Annotated in this window: 2 protein-coding genes, 1 tRNA gene and 2 rRNA genes; all 5 read right to left on the bottom strand. The window is 54.9% G+C overall.

All coding sequences use genetic code 11. The features are described 5' to 3' along the window. Window positions 1–161 precede the first annotated feature (161 nt). The gene (locus AC4FWB_RS09270) at window positions 162–473 is read right to left on the bottom strand and encodes a type II toxin-antitoxin system RelE/ParE family toxin (RefSeq protein ID WP_491025696.1); all 312 of its coding nucleotides are present in this window, start codon (window positions 471–473) and stop codon (window positions 162–164) included. A 3-nt stretch (window positions 474–476) separates the two neighbouring features. Beyond that, a complete protein-coding gene (locus AC4FWB_RS09265; protein ID WP_140660013.1) occupies window positions 477–743 on the bottom strand; it encodes a type II toxin-antitoxin system ParD family antitoxin in 267 nt (88 codons plus the stop codon). A 476-nt stretch (window positions 744–1,219) separates the two neighbouring features. After that, window positions 1,220–1,296, bottom strand: a tRNA-Met gene (locus tag AC4FWB_RS09260). A 207-nt stretch (window positions 1,297–1,503) separates the two neighbouring features. Next, window positions 1,504–1,618, bottom strand: a 5S ribosomal RNA gene (gene rrf / locus AC4FWB_RS09255). A 212-nt stretch (window positions 1,619–1,830) separates the two neighbouring features. Next, a 23S ribosomal RNA gene (locus AC4FWB_RS09250) occupies window positions 1,831–4,688 on the bottom strand. Window positions 4,689–5,000: the final 312 nt, after the last annotated feature.

The raw sequence follows: 5,000 nt of genomic DNA, 5'->3' as shown, positions 1-5,000 counted from the left end.
AAAAATGGTGAGCTGGCTTGGTTCAATTCTGGCCGGCGATCCGTTGCCAGCCATCCCGGCGATACCAGCCACAACCGCTCCGCCGAGCGCGATGCTTTCAACCGAAATCGCCCTGCGGCGCTTAGCCGAATGTCGACCGCCGCGGCCGCTTGAACCTCGGTTTAGAGCCGCTCCTCAAGCAATTCAGGCGTAATGTTCCGGCCGGCGTAGAAGATGCCCAGGATCAGCACACGCTCGCCATCGACGGCGAAAACGATACTGACCGCGCGGCGATAGCCGATGATCCGCAGCCCCGGCATGATCTCCACCCGCTCAGTGCCGCGCTGTGGGAATGTCGACAAGCCTAGACAATGATCGCGGATGCCCACGACAAAATCCCAGGCAACCGCCGGTGACGCACGCTCGGCTATATCGTCATAGAGCTGTTCGAGTTCAGCTTCCGCGCTCGCGTGGAAGACAATCCGGTATTCCATCCCCTACTTGGCTTTCGCCTGCCGCGCGCGATGACGGACCTCCAGCCGGGAAAACACCGTTTCGGCGGGGATTCCCTTTGCCGGATCTTGCTGGAGCTCGGCCATGCGCGACGGGATTTCCTCGCGCAGCCACTTCTCTCGCTCCGCCTCAAAATCCTCGAGCATGCGCAGGCCGGCGCGGACAACCTCGCTGGCATTGTTGTAGCGGCCCGATTCGAGCTGCTTCCTGATGAAGCGCTCATAATGATCGTTCAAAGCATAGTTGGGCATAGAGAACCTTCTCGGGAATATGGGGCCGGGTGGCAGATATAGCAATAGATAGCAAAAATTAGCAATTTGGTTGATTCGATCCCAATTCACCTGATGCGATTCGGTGAAAGATCCAACCGTACCCGAATCGGCAGCGATCAAAATGTCGGGTCGAGACGCCGGCGCCCGATCGAGGATCGCCAGGCGGCCTATTCCACGATCTCTGCTCTCTCCATTTGCGAGGCGACTGGGACACAAAAGCCGGCTGAGTTTAAGCTCAACCGGCTAATATTATTTCGCACCTAGTTGGGCGCCGGTCTCAGAATACGTGTCTCTCGTTTTCAACGTCCTCATCAGCCGCAGCTCAAAGCGAGCATCGCACTAGGCGCCAATGTGGAGGGAATCACTCGGCTTTGGCGAGAGCTTGTGGCCCTTGTGTCCGTTCTGCGATCCTCCAACGCAAAAACGGCCCGCGCGAGGCGGGCCGTTTTTGTATTTGGTTGCGGGGACAGGATTTGAACCTGTGACCTTCAGGTTATGAGCCTGACGAGCTACCGGGCTGCTCCACCCCGCGCCAACCATAAAGGTAAGTTTGACCTTACCGAATTCAAGAGACCGCCAAATGAAAGGGCCGCTTGCGCGGCCCAGGATCCCGTTTGGCGGGCCTTATGCATATCGCCCAAAAATGGGCAACGACATGCATCACAACTATCGTAACGAGAAGATTGGTCTGCATCCGGATCCTTTGATCCGGATGTTGAGATGAACGTGCGCTTGGCAGACCTGGCAGCGACCTACTCTCCCGCGTCTTGAGACGAAGTACCATCAGCGCTGGAGCGTTTCACGGCCGAGTTCGGAATGGGATCGGGTGCAGCCGCTCCGCCATAACCACCAGGTCGGCAAAACGCACGTTCAAATCGAGAAGCTGTTCAAGCGCGATCCAAGGATCGTCGCCTTTGTGCCTTGGATGTTCTTTCAGCCCGGCGCCTTTCGAAGCGAAGCTTCGCAAGGTCGACCGACCGTCGGCGCCGATGCGCCGCACCCACGTAGCGCCGCCCGAAGGGCGGAACAAGCGTGAGTGAGAACAAGATGGATATTAGGAATGAGAACGATCAAGCCGATCGAACTATTAGTACCGGTAAGCTTCAAGCGTTGCCGCTCTTCCACACCCGGCCTATCAACGTGGTCGTCTTCCACGGTTCTCAGGGAATACTCGTTTCAAGGTGGGTTTCCCGCTTAGATGCCTTCAGCGGTTATCCCGTCCGGATATAGCTACCCTGCAATGCGGCTGGCGCCACAACAGGTCCACCAGAGATCCGTCCATCCCGGTCCTCTCGTACTAGGGACAGATCCTTTCAATATTCCTACACCCACGGCAGATAGGGACCGAACTGTCTCACGACGTTCTGAACCCAACTCACGTACCGCTTTAAATGGCGAACAGCCATACCCTTGGGACCTGCTCCAGCCCCAGGATGCGATGAGTCGACATCGAGGTGCCAAACAACCCCGTCGATATGGACTCTTGGGGGTCATCAGCCTGTTATCCCCGGCGTACCTTTTATCCGTTGAGCGATGGCCCTTCCACGCGGGACCACCGGATCACTATGACCGACTTTCGTCTCTGCTCGACTTGTCAGTCTCGCAGTCAGGCAGGCTTATGCCATTGCACTCAGCGAACGATTTCCGACCGTTCTGAGCCCACCATCGCGCGCCTCCGTTACTCTTTAGGAGGCGACCGCCCCAGTCAAACTACCCACCATACATTGTCCCGGACCCGGATAACGGGCCGCGGTTAGACATCCATAGTAATAAGGGTGGTATTTCAAGGGTGGCTCCACCTGAGCTGGCGCCCAGGCTTCAAAGCCTACCACCTATCCTACACATGCCACTACGAATGCCAATGTAAAGCTATAGTAAAGGTGCACGGGGTCTTTCCGTCTAACCGCAGGAACCCCGCATCTTCACGGGGAATTCAATTTCACTGAGTCTATGCTGGAGACAGCGGGGAAGTCGTTACGCCATTCGTGCAGGTCGGAACTTACCCGACAAGGAATTTCGCTACCTTAGGACCGTTATAGTTACGGCCGCCGTTTACTGGGGCTTCGATTCAGAGCTTGCACCCCTCCTCTTAACCTTCCAGCACCGGGCAGGCGTCAGACCCTATACGTCGCCTTGCGGCTTCGCAGAGCCCTGTGTTTTTGATAAACAGTCGCTACCCCCTGGTCTGTGCCACCCTCCTCTGCTTGCGCAGAAAAGGGTCACGCTTCTTCCGAAGTTACGCGTGCAATTTGCCGAGTTCCTTCAGCATAGTTCTCTCAAGCGCCTTGGTATACTCTACCTGACCACCAGTGTCGGTTTCGGGTACGGTCTATAAGGAGGAGCTATTTCCTGGAACCACTCCGCTGCCCTTTCAATCCGATAAGATTGGACAACTTGTGTGATCCGTCACTACCTCCAGGCCCACGAATATTAACGTGGTTCCCATCGACTACGCGTTTCCGCCTCGTCTTAGGGGCCGGCTAACCCTGCTCAGATTAACTTTAAGCAGGAACCCTTGGTCTTTCGGCGGGGGAGTCTCTCACTCCCCTTACGTTACTCATGTCAGCATTCGCACTTCTGATACCTCCACCGCCCCTCGCGGGTACGGCTTCATCAGCTTACAGAACGCTCCGCTACCGCTCGTGATTGCTCACGAACCCTAAGCTTCGGTGTATGGCTTTAGCCCCGTTACATTTTCGGCGCAAAGACCCTTATTTAGACCAGTGAGCTGTTACGCTTTCTTTAAATGATGGCTGCTTCTAAGCCAACATCCTGGTTGTTTTGGGATCCTCACATCCTTTCCCACTTAGCCATAACTTGGGGACCTTAGCTGTAGGTCAGGGTTGTTTCCCTTTTCACGACGGACGTTAGCACCCGCCGTGTGTCTGCCGACTAGTACTCCCAGGTATTCGGAGTTTGGTTAGGTTTGGTAATCCGGTGAGGACCCCTAGCCCATCCAGTGCTCTACCCCCTGGGGTATTCGGTCGACGCTCTACCTAAATAGATTTCGCGGAGAACCAGCTATTTCCGAGTTTGATTGGCCTTTCACCCCTAGCCACAAGTCATCCCGAACTATTGCAACAGTTATGGGTTCGGCCCTCCAGTAAGTGTTACCTTACCTTCAGCCTGCTCATGGCTAGATCACTCGGTTTCGGGTCTAATGCGACGAACTGAACGCCCTGTTCAGACTCGCTTTCGCTGCGCCTACACCTATCGGTTTAAGCTTGCTCGTCACACTAAGTCGCTGACCCATTATACAAAAGGTACGTGGTCACCCTTGCGGGCTCCCACTGTTTGTAGGCAATCGGTTTCAGGTACTCTTTCACTCCCCTTGTCGGGGTGCTTTTCACCTTTCCCTCACGGTACTAGTTCGCTATCGGTCATGCACGAGTACTTAGGCTTGGAAGGTGGTCCTCCCAATTTCAGACAGGATTTCACGTGTCCCGCCTTACTCAAGGACGATTGATCGCATTACGCGTACGGGGCTGTCACCCGCTATGGCCCAACTTTCCAGAAGGTTCCGCTTGTCTCTCAATCGCCACTGGCCTGGTCCGGGTTCGCTCGCCACTACTTCCGGAGTCTCGGTTGATGTCCTTTCCTACGGGTACTTAGATGTTTCAGTTCCCCGCGTTCGCCACTTTACCCCTATGTATTCAGGGTAAGTTACCTATTATCGATACTTGGAAACCACAGCGGCAACAGCGCGATCTCAAAGAGATCGTCGCCTCACGCTCAATCCTTTTGGGATTTCGCATCGGCTGCCCTGCCGCTCTGATTTTCCAAGTACCTTAGGTGGGTTTCCCCATTCGGAAATCTACGGATCAAAGGGTATTCGCACCTCCCCGTAGCTTATCGCAGCGTATCACGTCCTTCATCGCCTGTGCATGCCAAGGCATCCACCAATTGCCCTTAAGACACTTGATCGTTCTCATTGCCAATACCCATCGCGCGATCTCGAAGAGATCCTCGCTCACGCGCAATCCCGAAGGGATTGTCGCTTAAACCAAATCCTGTGCGGGACTTGATCTCAATGGAATTGGCACAAAAAGACCAGCTTCTCGAGATCGGTTCGAGGGCGCGGTTAGGCAAACCCATCATATGCAAGGGATTGAGCGTCCCTTGCGACAAATCATGAAGCCTTCCGGCTCATGAAGTTCGAACAAATCTTCTCTTTACGATGTCAAACAGAACAGGCGCAAAGCACTAGGCTCGACGCAAACTCATTTTCGAATGACT

It is taken from the genome of Mesorhizobium sp. LEGMi-168a (assembly GCF_058312955.1).
Note: the sequence above shows the minus strand (reverse complement) of the source record. Positions and strands in the feature narration are given on the sequence as shown.

Coding starts and splice junctions, on each gene's coding strand:
- AC4FWB_RS09270 (WP_491025696.1), bottom strand. CDS start 473: ATGGAATACCGGATTGTCTTCCACGCGAGCGCGGAAGCTGAACTCGAA.
- AC4FWB_RS09265 (WP_140660013.1), bottom strand. CDS start 743: ATGCCCAACTATGCTTTGAACGATCATTATGAGCGCTTCATCAGGAAG.